The sequence below is a fragment of the Martinezella lusitana genome, assembly GCF_010668395.1.
GTDB classification, from domain to species: domain Bacteria; phylum Pseudomonadota; class Alphaproteobacteria; order Rhizobiales; family Rhizobiaceae; genus Rhizobium; species Rhizobium lusitanum_A.
The window spans coordinates 120,685-134,454 of record NZ_WUEY01000014.1; the positions used below are offsets into that span (position 1 = coordinate 120,685).

At 58.2% G+C, this 13,770-nt stretch carries 14 protein-coding genes and 1 pseudogene; 8 read left to right on the forward strand and 7 right to left on the reverse strand.

The genetic code is table 11. The annotated features are described in order from the left end of the window. The first annotated feature begins 110 nt into the window (after nt 1–110). From GR212_RS25300 to GR212_RS25320, 5 genes and pseudogenes are all read left to right on the forward strand, one after another. Nucleotides 111–1,448 (forward strand): aromatic ring-hydroxylating dioxygenase subunit alpha, encoded by a 1,338-nt coding sequence (locus GR212_RS25300; protein WP_163990710.1) that lies wholly within the window; start codon nt 111–113, stop codon nt 1,446–1,448. Between the two features lie 11 nt (nt 1,449–1,459). Next, on the forward strand, nt 1,460–1,993 hold the full coding sequence (locus GR212_RS25305) for an aromatic-ring-hydroxylating dioxygenase subunit beta (protein ID WP_204326747.1): 534 nt from the start codon (nt 1,460–1,462) through the stop codon (nt 1,991–1,993). Continuing rightward, a complete protein-coding gene (locus tag GR212_RS25310; RefSeq protein WP_204326748.1) occupies nt 1,990–2,601 on the forward strand; it encodes a cysteine hydrolase family protein in 612 nt (203 codons plus the stop codon). The genes GR212_RS25305 and GR212_RS25310 overlap by 4 nt, the downstream gene beginning before the upstream one ends. Next, nucleotides 2,598–3,395 (forward strand): SDR family oxidoreductase, encoded by a 798-nt coding sequence (locus GR212_RS25315; RefSeq protein ID WP_163990714.1) that lies wholly within the window; start codon nt 2,598–2,600, stop codon nt 3,393–3,395. Before GR212_RS25310 ends, GR212_RS25315 begins: the two co-directional genes overlap by 4 nt. 20 nt (nt 3,396–3,415) lie before the next feature. Continuing rightward, nucleotides 3,416–3,572: pseudogene (locus GR212_RS25320) on the forward strand (Lrp/AsnC family transcriptional regulator); the annotation flags it as partial. Here the strand turns inward: GR212_RS25320 and GR212_RS25325 are convergent. From GR212_RS25325 to GR212_RS25335, 3 genes are all read right to left on the reverse strand, one after another. Next, nucleotides 3,569–4,051, reverse strand: coding sequence for a hypothetical protein (locus GR212_RS25325; RefSeq protein WP_163990716.1), 483 nt, complete (start codon nt 4,049–4,051; stop codon nt 3,569–3,571). The pseudogene GR212_RS25320 and the gene GR212_RS25325 overlap by 4 nt on opposite strands. Before the next feature lie 173 nt (nt 4,052–4,224). Then, nucleotides 4,225–4,833, reverse strand: coding sequence for a DUF2026 domain-containing protein (locus GR212_RS25330; RefSeq protein ID WP_163990718.1), 609 nt, complete (start codon nt 4,831–4,833; stop codon nt 4,225–4,227). A gap of 89 nt (nt 4,834–4,922) precedes the next feature. Continuing rightward, nucleotides 4,923–5,507: an NUDIX hydrolase gene (locus tag GR212_RS25335; RefSeq protein ID WP_163990720.1), complete on the reverse strand. Its 585-nt coding sequence runs from the start codon at nt 5,505–5,507 to the stop codon at nt 4,923–4,925. A gap of 323 nt (nt 5,508–5,830) precedes the next feature. Between GR212_RS25335 and GR212_RS25340 the strand changes: the two genes are divergently transcribed. Then, nucleotides 5,831–7,003, forward strand: a complete 1,173-nt coding sequence (locus GR212_RS25340) for an IS110 family transposase (RefSeq protein ID WP_163990722.1) — start codon at nt 5,831–5,833, stop codon at nt 7,001–7,003. A gap of 317 nt (nt 7,004–7,320) precedes the next feature. Here GR212_RS25340 and GR212_RS25345 read toward each other — a convergent pair whose 3' ends face one another. The 3 genes from GR212_RS25345 to GR212_RS25355 all read right to left on the reverse strand — a co-directional run bounded on the left by GR212_RS25345 (nt 7,321) and on the right by GR212_RS25355 (nt 11,267). Next, entirely contained in the window at nt 7,321–8,748 is a 1,428-nt protein-coding gene (locus GR212_RS25345) for an ISNCY family transposase (RefSeq protein ID WP_163990724.1), read from the reverse strand. A 185-nt stretch (nt 8,749–8,933) separates the two neighbouring features. Then, on the reverse strand, nt 8,934–9,935 hold the full coding sequence (locus GR212_RS25350) for an IS30 family transposase (protein ID WP_163990726.1): 1,002 nt from the start codon (nt 9,933–9,935) through the stop codon (nt 8,934–8,936). Between the two features lie 426 nt (nt 9,936–10,361). Continuing rightward, a complete protein-coding gene (locus GR212_RS25355; protein ID WP_163990728.1) occupies nt 10,362–11,267 on the reverse strand; it encodes a LysR family transcriptional regulator in 906 nt (301 codons plus the stop codon). Nucleotides 11,268–11,387: 120 nt separating this feature from the next. Between GR212_RS25355 and GR212_RS25360 the strand changes: the two genes are divergently transcribed. After that, complete coding sequence (locus tag GR212_RS25360) at nt 11,388–11,810, forward strand: DoxX family protein (RefSeq protein WP_163990730.1); 423 nt, start codon at nt 11,388–11,390, stop codon at nt 11,808–11,810. 45 nt (nt 11,811–11,855) lie between these two features. Continuing rightward, nucleotides 11,856–12,728 (forward strand): NmrA family NAD(P)-binding protein, encoded by an 873-nt coding sequence (locus tag GR212_RS25365; RefSeq protein ID WP_163990732.1) that lies wholly within the window; start codon nt 11,856–11,858, stop codon nt 12,726–12,728. 389 nt (nt 12,729–13,117) lie between these two features. Here GR212_RS25365 and GR212_RS25370 read toward each other — a convergent pair whose 3' ends face one another. Beyond that, complete coding sequence (locus GR212_RS25370) at nt 13,118–13,729, reverse strand: general stress protein (protein ID WP_163990734.1); 612 nt, start codon at nt 13,727–13,729, stop codon at nt 13,118–13,120. Nucleotides 13,730–13,770 lie beyond the last annotated feature (41 nt).

Genomic DNA, 13,770 nt, shown 5'->3' on the forward strand with positions numbered 1-13,770 from the left:
TGAGCCGATCTTGCGTTTGCGACGGCATGAATCGGCATCCGCAGCAATCCAGTTCCGGGGAGGGGAGTTCCACGGTCGCTCTTCCCGTCTGTCCTACAAAGGAGGATTCCATGCATACAGAGCCATTCGAAGCACGATTGAATGACCTGGTCCATCCAGACCACGTTCATCAGGACGTCTATACCGATCCGGAGATTTTCGAGCTCGAAATGGATCGGATTTTCGGGCGGGCATGGGTCTATGTCGGCCATGAAAGCCAGGTTCCGAACGCAGGCGACTACTGGACCACGCTGATCGGCCGGGATCCGGTCCTCATGGTCCGTGACAAGTCGGGCGCGGTCAATGTCCTGCACAACCGCTGCCCGCATAAAGGCGCCAAAGTCGTTTCCGAAGGCTGCGGCAACGCCGGGCCGCTCTTCCGCTGCCCCTATCATGCCTGGACCTTCAAGCTGGATGGTTCGCTGCTGGGCGTCCCGCACCGCAGCTGGTACGAGGGCACCGGTTTCGATCCGAAGGGCGAAAGCTTCTCGATGTCTTCGGTTGCTCGCGTCGCATCTCATCGCGGTTTCGTCTTTGCCAGTCTGAGCAGGGAAGGGCCGGACCTGAAGACCTTCCTCGGCGGCGCGATCAGCACGCTCGACAACTTTGCCGACCGCGCTCCGGAAGGAAAGGTCCAGGTTGCGGGCGGGGTTCAGCGCGTCTGGCAGGAAAACAACTGGAAACTGTTTCTGGAAAACATGAATGACACCGCGCACGCTCCCGCAACGCACGAGTCGTCATGGGCCGCCGCCAAGCAGACGGCGCAGAGCCGTTTCGGCGGAAAGTCGCCGTTCCAGCTGCACATCATCGAGGGCAACGGCGAGCCGAATGCCTTCTGGGAATCGCTCGATTTCCGCTGCTATGACTATGGCCACAGCTACTTCGACGCGATCTTCAATGCGCCGGGCGACCGCATTTCGCTTGAGTATCGCCAGCAACTGGACGCTGCCTATGGCAAGGAACGCGCGGGAGAAATCCTCAAGCTGAACCGTCACAATACGGTGTTCTATCCAAGCTGTTCGCCTCATGTCGGCTTTCAGCAGATGCGCGTCATTCGCCCGATCTCGGTCGGTCGCACAATGATCGAGTTCTTCACATTCCGCCTGATGGGCACCAATGACGAGTTCTTCCAGAGAACCATCAGCTACACCAATATCGTCAACTCGCCCTCCTCATTGGTCATGGTGGACGACGTCGATCTCTATCGCCGCTGCCAGGAAGGGATGCATTCCGATGGCGGCAAGTGGATCAGCCACCACCGCAACTACGGCAGAGACATTAAAGGCGATCACGAGATCATCGGTAAAGGCGTGACCGAGCTTCCGATGCGCAACCAGTTCCGCGCATGGCGCGAATACATGCAAGCACCGGGCGGCGGTGATGGCCGCGCCGCAACCGCAGCAGAATAGGGGAGCCGGGGATGACAACGTCCAATACCCAGAAAACCGGAGTGGCGGTGGACATGTCCACCACGCCGGACTTCCATCACGAGATCGAGCAGTATCTCTATCACGAGGCCGCACTTCTGGACGATCGCGAATGGGACAGGTGGGAAGCCCTCTTTGCCGATGGCGGCACCTATTGGGTGCCACTCGCTCATGACCAGACGGATGCGCTCAACCACGCCTCGCTCTTCTACGAGGATGCCGTGATGCGTGAAGTCAGGCGCCGGCGGCTGAACCATGTGCGCGCGTGGTCGCAATCGCCCGTGACCCGGACCGCCCGTATCGTCGGAAACGTGATGATCGTCCGTGGATCGCGCAGCGCCGGCGAACTGATCGTCCGCTCGACCTTCCAGCTGACGGAATGGCGCGCGCGGCGTGATCAGCGCCAGCTTGCCGGGCACTACACACATTCGCTCGTTCTCATCGAAGACGAATGGCGCATCATGCAGAAGCGTGTGGACCTCATCAATTGCGACGGCGTTCACAACGCCCTGGAGGTTTTCATTTGATCGACCGGACACCACTCCTTCAGGCCACGGTACTGGTCGTTCTTCACTATCAAAACGATGTCCTTCATCCCGATGGCAGGATAAGGCTTGGCTTTGGCGAAGGCGGGACCAACAGAGACAAGGTGCTTATGGCCGCGGAGCGGTTGCTCGGTGGCGCGCGGGCGGCATCCATTCCCGTCGTTCACGTCCGCACCGCCCGTCCACCCACCTCGAAATCCTTCTTGGAGAACGCGCCTATATTCCGCAATGTGGTCGCCAAGGGCGCTGTCATAGAGGGTGAATGGGGCTCCGAATTTTTCAAGGGCCTCGGCCCCGTCGGCCGCGAGGCTGTCGTGGTCCATAACCGCGTCAACGGCTTTTATGATTCTGCGCTTGAGATGCGCCTTCGCGAGCTTGGCGCGACGCATCTCGTCCTGGCGGGCGTGGCAACCAACTCATGTGTCGAGCACACCGCCCGGCACGCAGCCGACATGGGATATGTGGTGACGGTTGCCCAGGATGCCTGTTCGGCCGCCAACGCCGACGTGCACGAAGCGGCTCTGTTCAATATCGGGCTGATCGGCGCGGTGGCCGATGTCGACGATCTGATCAAGGCTGGTTTCCAATGATCCGGCTCGATGGACGCAGTTTCATAGTAACGGGTGCCACTCAAGGGCTGGGTGCGGATATTGCCGAATGCCTGCTGGAAGCGGGAGCGAAAGTGGCTCTGGTGGGGCGGGGGCGGCCAAAGGGCGAGGAACTCGCGCGCCGCCTGGGGCCGGACGCGCATTTTGTCGAGGCCGACCTGTCGGACGACGACGCGATCGACCGATGCGTAAGCGAGGTAGTCCGGCTGTTCGGCAGGATCGATGGCCTGGTCAACAACGCCTGCATGTATGACGATCCGGGCTTGCAGGCGACGCGGCAGGACTGGATCCGGCTCCTCAACGTGAACCTGATCGGGGCCGCGATCATCAGCGCCAAAGTTTCCGATTGCATGCCGGACGAAGGAGGGGTGATCGTCAATATCGGCAGCATCGGAGGCAAGTCGGGCGCGGTCAACCGGATGCTCTATCCGGCCTCGAAAGCAGCCTTGCTGCAGATTACGAAGAACCTGGCCGTGACGCTGGCCGGGCGGAAGATCCGCGTCCTGTCCGTTTCGCCGGCCGTGACCTGGTCGCCCAGCGTCGAATCCTCGACCGGCTCGATAGAGGTCGCGGATCGGCGGGCGGCCGTTCTGCATCCACTCGGCCGCGTCGGGCGAGGGCGGGAGGTCGCCAACGCTGTCATCTTCGCGTGCTCCGACCTTGCAAGCTTCATCACCGGTTGCGACATTGCCGTCGATGGCGGCTATACGAGTCTTGGGCCCGATCAGGGTCTCGGCCCCCGGCCTTGGATGAGTGGAACGGCCGGCCGTGAATAGGGGAGGGCCGTCCGGCGCCCCCCGAGGTCATGGAATGTCATCCGACGACGGGAGAGTGTGATGCTGCGCATCGTCACGGCCGACCATCTGACCGGTATCGCGAGCGTGTTGAACGTGAAGACCGAGGTGCCGATGGAAGCATCGAAGCGAAGCTTTGAGTTATCCTTGGCGTCTTAGTTTCCGGGGTACCCAAGCCAACCGCGCACCGAGGCGATGAGGCTTTGTCTCATCTCGGAGACCCAGCTTCGCACAATCTCGACGCGATCCATGATCCATTTGAGCCAGCCGTAAGTGAGCAGCTTCTCGCGACCCGCGTGGAAGAGGCGTTCAACCAAGAGGAAGCTCATCAGATAGGCCAATGCGATTATCACGAGCCCGGAGATTACGTGGCCCCTGGCGATAACGAACAAGGCATAAATCTTCAGCGGCTCGGCAATCGCAAGCGGCACGACGAACAATATGAGGATGACAGCTCGTGGCAACGAACCAACAAACTCGCCGAAGTGCTGCACGATGGAGAGTGAGGAGAACCACGTCACGAACGGCCGGTACAGCGGCCGGGCGACCTCGCTGATAATCACGAACACGGCTATGACGAGCTGCAAGGGTAGCAGAAGGATTTGCCAGGCAGACCGGCTTCGGTGTTTGATGACCATCTCTGAATGCCTCAAATTGCTATCACATGACCGACTGTTGCCTGGATGTCATGGGTCTGGAATTGAATGCAATCGTTGCCCCACGGGCACCGCTGACGTCGCCCAAGGCCTTCATACGGTATCGAGGAGATCTTTCGCGGGCTTACACCTCGGTTTAAACGGGCTTTCGAAGATCACCATGCGCCGACGAGGGAATTGCCGACAAGCGGCACAACGTTGGTTTTGCCGCCCTGGTCCCGAACGGTAATTGATGCCTGCATTTTCTTGGGAGACTTCCGAAACCAGTTCGTGGCGACGGTGGCGAGATCTCCGATCATCGGATGCTTGCGCCAGTCTGCAAAGCGACGGTTCGTTGCCTCAGGCTCGGAACGATAGAAGAAATCTCCGGATTGGCCGAGATCGTTGATGGACGGGGCCATGGACGAAAGCGGACGCTGAAACATCCTTGAAGGTATCACCAGATCCGGCGCGCGCTCCGGGAAGGCGGGGGTCATGAAGTCGATTGCCCAACCGTCCGCTTCGACCCAGCAGTGGAAATTCTCACCGGCGCCGGAGACGTAGCCATCGTCGCGCTGGTCTGCGAAAAGGATGTGCTTTCCTTCAAGATTATAGGCGGCGAGACCGCCTTTCGGCTTTGCATTCACCTTGAAATGATGTTCGAGGATGAAGGCACCAAAGGTGCTAAAATACATCGACGCCGTAGCGGGATTGGCGTTTTCGTTGATCAGCAGGCTGTTGATGACCCGGTAGATTCGATGGTAGTCGCTTTGCGTGATCAACATGATCCTTCGCCCCTGAACCCACAATATCGACATTCCCGTAAGCGACTGCGGCGGCCATGTAAACCGCACATGTGACTATTTGCGGCCGCTTACGAGGGGAGGTGCGTTTCGCAAATCGATTGCGGCGTTGTTCCGAACCGCTTTGCCAAGAAATATACGAGATCCCTGGCTTCATCCCGATAGACATCGGCAAGAGCGCTGCTCGGATCCGATGCCATCGCCACGAATTCAGCAAACTCGACCAGGCACACGCCCGCCACTTCCGCAGTGTCGACCGCCACATCCGAAAGCGCGAAATCTCCCCATGCCGCATACACATCGTTAAACTGTCGATCAATGTATTCTTCGCTCAGGACCGCGTCGCGTCGGTATGAGAATAAGAAGCGGGTCGATACTCTCTCGCGCGAAAGACCAAGCTCCTCTTCCAGCTCTCTTTCGACCGTGTCCATGCTGCTTTCTCCCGCATCCACATGGCCCAGCACGGAAATTGTTAGTGCATCCGGAAAGTGATCCACCGTCGATGCGCGGCGCTGGAGAAGTAACCGACCTTTCGTGTCGAATAAATATAGGTGCACAACCCTATGTAACTTCCCCAGCCGATGGATGTCCGACCGAGAAAGCACCTCACCGGTCCTCAACCCCGACTCGTCCAATACATCAATCGCATTCTTCATGATGCTTAAGCCTCTTCCGCTTCATCACTGCTTTCGTCATCTAAGCCATTGAAATCATTCATAAGTCGCACTTCATCCTTGAACCCACCCCCTGCAATAGAATGTCAAAGCTGATTAGTGCTGCGACATTGTCAGCCGGTTAGAAACGCGACACTGGCTCTGATGATCAGCCCCCGATCCGGCCGGCTGGGCTGGGTTGAAAGGGCGGAGCGGGGGGGGGTGAGGGGCACCCCTTCGGCTTTAGATTCCATGAGGCGTGAACCGCGCCCAGCGCTCTGCGAGAGTGTGGTTGTACAGATGCAATCAACCTCTAGGAGACGACCATGCAAGCTTCCCACAGCCACTACGACAATACGACCGCGATCCGCACGGATCTGGGTGCAATATTTGTGTCCCTTGAGTTGAGCCGGGCCACGTGGCTGGTCACGTCATTGTCGCCAGGCGGCGGTGAGAGGATGTCGAAGCATACGGTTCAGGGCGGTGATGTCGGCGAACTGCTGTCCCGCTTCGCCTACCTTCAGGAGAAGGTGCGCTGCCGTATTGGCCGGGTCGTTCCAATCATTACGATCCAGGAGGCAGGGCTCGATGGGTTCTGGATTCACCGGGTTCTGCAGGAGCATGGCGTCGAAAGTCATATTGTCGACGCAGCGTCAATTGCCGCATCACGGCGCGGTCGGCGTGCCAAGACCGACAGGATCGATGGCGAGACGCTGGTACGTGCTCTGCTCGCCTTTAAGCGTGGCGAGCCTCGTGTCTGCGCGATGATCAGGGTCCCGAGCCCGCAAGAAGAAGACCGTCGTCGCATTTGTCGTGAACGGCGGGTTCTGATTGCTGAGCGGGTTGAGCACGTCAACCGCATCAAGGGTCTGCTCTTTGCGCAAGGCATTGGCGGATATCAACCGCTGCGAAAGGACAGGCGCATGCGACTCGATGAACTCCGAACCGGCGACGGTCGGGCTTTGCCGCTTCATCTCAAGGCACAGATTGTCCGCGAACTCGACCGCTTGGAGCTTCTGCTCGATCATATAGCGGTCGTTGAGCGCGAGCGTGACCTACTGGTGAATGCAGCCGCTGAGAACACCACAATCACCCGGCCTGCCGCGATGCTATGCGCCATCAAGGGGGTAGGAGCGGAGATTGCGGCTGTACTTTGGACCGAGGGTTTATCTCGGCATTTTGACAATCGTAGACAGGTCGCCGCCTACGCAGGCTTGGCGCCGACGCCCTGGCAAAGCGGGACAATCGACCGAGAACAAGGGGTGTCGAAAGCAGGCAATCCACGACTGCGAACTACCATGATCCAGCTCGCCTGGCTGTGGCTGCGCAATCAACCATCCTCGGCGCTGAGCGAATGGTTCTTTCACCGTGTTCAGTCTAACGGTGGACGTCACAAGAAGAGTACCATTGTCGCGCTCGCCAGGAAATTGCTCGTCGCACTCTGGAAGTACGTCAAGTTCGGCATGGTAATCGACGGAGCCGCGATGAAGGCGGCGTAAGCAACGCACCATCTGAGCAATCTCGAAATCTTCCAGGACTGATCAATCCTGGCGGATCCAGGTGGGCGAACCGGCTCAAAGTATGGCTTCAAACGCCGCGCTTTAGAATGGTCCCGTCCTCCTGAGCCTTACCGCAACGCAAGCGGAATGATGGTGCGGCCGCGAGTGCGGCGACCGTATGTGAGTTTGAACCGGCAAGGAATGCCGCGTCACGCGAAAAGGCTCAGACCATGGAATCCGACGGCAAGGACAGGAGGCTTCTTATGACTTGACGCCAATCTCCTCATGTGAGCTTTGAGACTATGGCCACCCCCCCTTCATTCCGCTGCTTCCATCCGTGCCAGGGCCTTCTGCCTTTTTGCAATGACTTCCGGATCGTTCATGTAATCCGTCTGCCGACCGGGCTTGCGACCGCGCTTCTGATAGCCATTGCTCGTGCTGCCATCCGGTATCCCAAACATATGATCCGTCTGGCCAGTGCGGCGAGGGCCGCTCTTGCTACGGTGCTGTTGGCGCCCAACCTGCAACTCGGCGACAGCAGACAACACGTCGTCCAAACGCTTGTTCTCAACGACTTCGGACCGATGCACCGATCGCAACTTGTCGAAGGTTCTGTAGAGCATGGCAAAGCTCTCGTGCATGATCTCCAGACGGCCATCCGGATAGTCGCAGACGACGACCTTCTTACCCGCCAGGGACCTGGAAAGGTCAGTCGGATCGAGAATGAACAAAACCTTGTCGTAACGCAGCGTCAGAGCCTGCGACAGCGTGCGGACTTCCTTGCGGCACATGGCGCCGTCAAGGTTCTCATGATCGGCCAGCGGCCGATGCATATCTTTCGGATTGCGTGGTGGCTTGCCGAACCGAGTGTTGAAATCCGCAATAAATTCTGACGCATAGACATTGGCTGCCTCGATCGTATCGATACCGCGAAGCCGTAATTCCTTCACAAGGCGATCCTGCAGCGTCTGATTGGCGCGCTCCACACGGCCTTTGGCCTGCGGGGTGTTGGCGCAGATAATGTCGATGTTCAGCTCATAAAGCGCCCGACCGAACTGTGTCAGGCCGCTCGTCCGATCTTTCTCAGACGCATGCGTACTGCGGAAAACGCCATGCTTGTCGCTGTAGAACGCCAGCGGCTTGCCCCATTGTTGCAGATAGGCCTTGGTCGCGTGCAGATAGTCGAATGTGTTCTCCGATCCGGCAAACCGTAGATGCAAGAGCTTGCCGGTGGCGTCATCGATATAGACGAGCAGGGCGCATTTGGGCCCACGGTTCTCGAACCACCAGTGATGCGAGCCATCGATCTGCACGAGCTCACCAAAGCAGTCGCGCCGGCCACGCGGCTGGAAAACCCGCTTCTTACGCTCGCGTCGCGAAACCCATATGCCGGCCTCCGTCATCCATTGACGCAGCGTCTCTTTGGCCATCGAGATCCGGTGCAACTCGATCAGCTTCTCGCGCGCCAATGTCGGACCGAAATCCAGATAGCGCTCGCGGATGAGATCCAGCGCCGTATTGCGAAACTCCTCGCTGTGGCGCCGATTGCTAGGTCGCAATCGCTTCTTCGAAACGAGACCGGCCGGACCATCCCGGTCATAGGCCTGCAGCAGTCTGTGCACCTGACTTCGGCTGAGCCCAAGCAGTTCGGCAGCCTGGACGACGCTCAGGCGCTGATCACGGATCTTCTGAATGACTTCGAGGCGATGCAATTCTTTCTGCGACATGGTGATCGTAAAGGACATGACGACTCCGACCGCTCCTGGTCTCGACCAGGCTGAAGATCGTCATCCTTGCTCCCGACGTTGGCATTGACCAGCGCATCGAGAGGCGAGACTGTCGCATCTCTAACTGGCCCAACTGTCGCATTACTAAATAGCCCTGGAGAAGCTAACCCAAGTGCATCATGGCCGCCTTGGAGGGTAGGGCATCAGCCACCTTCGCGCAAATGGGCAGCAAAGGCTTCGGCGGGGGTCCGATATCCGAGGCATTTGCGCGGCTGTGAGTTTAGATGATGCGCCAAGTCGGTCAGTTGCTGTTGGGTGACATTGGCAAGATCCGTGTCACCAGGCATGAAGCGGCGGATGCGTTTGTTGGTGTTCTCAACGGCGCCTTTTTGCCATGGCGCGCTTGGATCGCAGAACCAGCTCCTGGCGCCGATGCCTTCCTCCAAAGCCCTGAAGCCGCTGAACTCCGTGCCGCGATCGAAGGTAAAGCTCCGCCGCGCCAACGCTGGCAACAGCGAGAAAGCATGAACGATCTTATCCATGATCGGTCGCGAATGACGACTGTTGTTCTTGAGCATGACCGTATAGCGGCTCTTGCGTTCAACCAGTGAGGTGATATTGGTCGGCCCAAGCTCCCGCTTGAAGATCAGCAGATCGCCTTCCCAATGTCCGAACTCGGTCCGATTGCCAATAAAATCAGGTCTTTGGGATATCCTGCAATCGGCCGGGAAGACGTTCCCGCGCGGTCGGCGAGAGCCCCGAGGGCGACGCTTGCGACGTGCCTCCGGCAGGTAGCGATAGAGGCCCAGACCATAATCCTCCTTGCAGTAGACAAAGCGATAGATGGTCTCCGGGCAAATGCGAACGGGGTTTGCGCTGTCTTCGGCAAGGCGACCGGCAATCTGTTCCGGTGACCAATAGGCCTTCAGGCGGTCAATGACCAGCTCGCGCAGTCTTGGATGCCGCCTGAGCTTGCGCAGCCTTCGGCGCCGCTCCTTGGCGATGTCATCGGCGATCGTATCAAAGTAGCCGGTGTACTCGGGAAACTCGCGATCGTGGAAAGTGTTGCGCTTGAGCTCACGATAGATCGTTGAGCGATGACGTCCGAGCTGGCGGGCGATCTCGCCAACTGGCACCTTTCGCTCTCTGAGATGATAAAGACGGCGACGATCGGCGAGGGTGAACTGCTGATAGCAAAGCGACATGCCAAAATCTCCAAAGTGAAGCCATTGAATTTACTGGCATGTCGCACTTGGAAATAGAATGTACCCCCCTACAAGACAAAATCAGATAAGGTATATTATGGAACTCTTGCGTCGAAGCGATTAGGTGCTGAGAGATGTTGATCCATTCTATACCGTGAGAAACTTTGTCAGAAGATGATCGACAGACGCTTTTCCCGGCCCCCAGGCCATAAGCGAAAGCGCCATCGCCGCCCATGTGATATGGATTGGCCAGCCAGGGAAGACGCCGCTACACTGCTTGAAGACGCGCGCCCCGAAAGCCAGGGAATCGACAGGTATGCGCTCATCGACCGCATGAAATAGGCCCCAATAGTCGAAATCCGCCGGGACCCGCATCGGCACGAAGCCATAGCCGTGGATACCGATCTTCGATTCGAAAGCGCCTATCTATTCCATATACGGCGTCAGCACATCTTCGATCCATTTCATGAATGCCCGGACACGGCGCGACAGATTGCTCCGATGTGCTACGACGAGGGATACGGCGACCGCCCGGCGACGAAAACCGGGGAGAACTTCCACTAGCGCTCCACTCTCCAAGTATTGGCCAATTCCCAAGAGCGGCGCCTGAATCAGGCCAAGGCCAGCGAGGGCAGCGGCATCGTAGGTTTGCGCGCTGTTAACGTGTAGCGCACCCGGCAACTGAAGCGTCGCATAGCGGTCGTCGTCCGGATATTCCCATCCGTAGGGTCTTGCACCCAGCGCCGTCGAAAAATGAATTGTCCTATGCTTCTGACGTTGGAGATCTTCCAGCGATCGAGGGACGCCATAGCACGCCAGATAGGCGGGACTGGCAGCGTTGACCATGCGTAAGAGACCCAGTGGGCGGGCAATCAGCGTCTCGTCCCTGATGGGGCCAAGCCGCAATACACAGTCGAACCCCTCTTGGACCAGATCAACTTGCCGATCCGTACTCGATACCTCCAGCTCCAACTCGGGGTGAGCCGCCATGAAATCCGGCAATGCCGGCACGATCGTTGTGCGCGCCACCTCGGTCGGAAGATCGACTCGTAGACGTCCGCGAAGTGCCACGCGGTCGTCTGCGAACATCGTGTGCAGGTCATCAACTTCAGCAAGAAGATCGCGGGCACGGGCGTGAAATGCGCGTCCGTCCTCCGTCAACTGCACACTTCGCGTCGTCCGATGCAGGAGCCTGACACCGACATCTTCTTCCAGTTTCCGGACCGCCATCGAGGCCCTCCCTTTTTGTATGCCGAGGCTATCGGCTGCGCGGGTGAAGCTCCCCATTTCCGCTACCGTCACGAATATAAGGACGGGCTCGAGATTCTGCATTTTCGTGCCTCTATATTGTTATCACCTAGGAGAACAATGAGTTCTTTTCTTTGATATTTATCACACATGAGAGGCACAGTAAGTTCCAAATATTGGGATCCACCCTTCGGAGAACAGCAAGTGTCCGAAACTATGAATCTAAATCAGGTGCCTGCAACCATTCCCTTGCGTCGCGCCCTGTGGACCGGCCGGATAATGAGTGCATTCGTCGTTATCGCTCTGGTGGCAGACGGCGCTATTCAGCTTCTCGCGCCGGAACAGATCGCCAGCATATTGCAGGAAGCCGGATTCGCGATGGGCCTGACCCGTGTCGTTGGTCCAATCATACTCGCCTGTGCCATACTTTACGCCATTCCGGCGACCGCCGTCCTCGGGGCGATCCTGGTGACGGGCTTTCTGGGAGGCGCGATCTGCGCCCATATTCGCATCGGTGAGCTGGGGTCGCCGCCCGAACTTATTTCCCTGCTTCTAGGCGCGACGACATGGGGCGGCCTCTATCTGCGCGATCCTCGTATCCGGGCCATTTTGCCGCTCGTCCATTGAACGAACAGCGGCATTGTTCTGTCCCTCAAAATCAGGAGAAAACGCATGTTTTTAGTAATGGGAATTACCGGAAAAGTCGGTGGTGCAACGGCACAACATCTGTTGGCACAAGGCAATAAAGTCCGCGCATTGGTCCGTAGTCGCGAAAAGGCGGTTATCTGGGCGGACCAGGGCGTGGAATTGGTGGACGGCGATTGGAATGACGCGGCAGCCATCGAGCAGGCGCTCAAAGGCGTTGAAGGTGCGTTTGTCATGTTGCCTTCTGTATGGGCACCTTCGCCTGACTATAAAGAAGCGAAGGGCGTGATTGCGAACTATGTCGCAGCGCTCACCGAGGCAGCGCCGCCGCGCGTGATAGCGCTCTCGTCGATGGGTGCGAACAGAACCAGCGGGCTCGGGATGATCACGGCGCTCTCGCTTCTGGAGCAAGGTTTTCGCAATCTGACATCTCCGGTCACCTTTCTGCGCGCGGGCGGTTTCTTCGAAAACTTCCTATACGGCTTGCAGGTCGCTCAAGGTGGGATGCTACCGGTCTACTATAATCCGACAAACCGGAAATCGACCATGGTCGCGACGAGCGACATCGGCGCGGAGGTGGCAACGCTTTTGACCGGGGCAGCCTGGTCAGGACAGCGCGTCATCGAGCTTGGTTCGATGATCAGCGCGGATGAAGTCGCCGAGCAATTGGGCGAAGTCCTGAAGCTCGACGTGAAAGCCTTTGCAGTCCCGCGTGCGGGGTGGGCGGAAGCGTTCGAGCAGCTCGGTATCCCCAAAGGCCACACGGGACCTGCGGAAGAAATGTATGAGGCCGTAAATGCGGGATGGATGGATCTCGGAGCCGAGAAAACGGAGCACATCGCGGGTACGACGTCCGCACGCGAAGTCTTCGAGGCGGCGCAGAAAGCCGCCAAGGGATAAGCCCTGGACGGATCAGGCACGACAGAGACTATCTGCTTCTGCGTCGGACGCGTTCTGGCAAACACTCAACAGTTCATGTCAATCCGACTCACGTCTGCTCTGGCCCAATCTTCTGAATCTTAGAATGGCGGACTTTCTGGCTTGATGAAAGTCCGCTATTTGCGTCTTATCATAAGGGTCTGATCGCTCTGGGCCGAAAGCAGCAACCGTTCAATGGAAATTCCTATGTTTCGGTGAATTCTGCTGCGAAGCTCGGCATAATATCGCTTGTTCGGACGGGTGGCGCCACAAACGGACATGGATCTTCTGTAGCCTTGCGAGCCGACCGAATATGAACTGCTTCCATCGATTGAGCGGAGGGCAGCTTCGCAGCCGCCCTCTAAAGTCGCTTAAGCGCGCGGATCTATCCGATCGCGCCCACGCTCTGCGGCAATCTGATCGGACGTGTACGGATCGGCCGCATCGTCGAAGTGCAACCATCCATCGGCACTATACTTGGCCCGAAGGTCATCAAGATCGACCGCTCGTGCGTCGTTAAGGATCGTCTGCGATGCCGCAACCTTGTCGTCTGCCACTTTTGCAATGACGACGGAGCCACCACGACGCAAGGCTTCAGCATATAAGTGGGCGTCCTTTTCAGGAACGCCGGATGAGATCATTGCGCCGACGATCCCGCCTGCAGCGCCACCGACCACGGCGCCTGCAACGGCGCCAGCCGCTGTCGCTGCAAGCCAACCGGCTGCAACCACGGGGCCAACGCCAGGGATAGCCAGCATGCCAAGCCCTGCCAGCAAGCCGCCAGCGCCACCAGCGACAACACCAATTCCAGCGCCTGTTCCCGCACCTTCGGCGGCATTGTTGCCCTGCCCTTCGACCTTTTCCTTACCGTCTTTGCGCGAGACGATACTGATCTGATCGGAAGGCACGCCTGCATCTTCCAAGGCCTTCACGGCCGTTTGCGCGTCGTCGTAATTGTCATAAAGTCCACTAACGATGGTCATCGGCATTTCCTCTTCATTGTTATTGTGGTTTGATCGTTGAA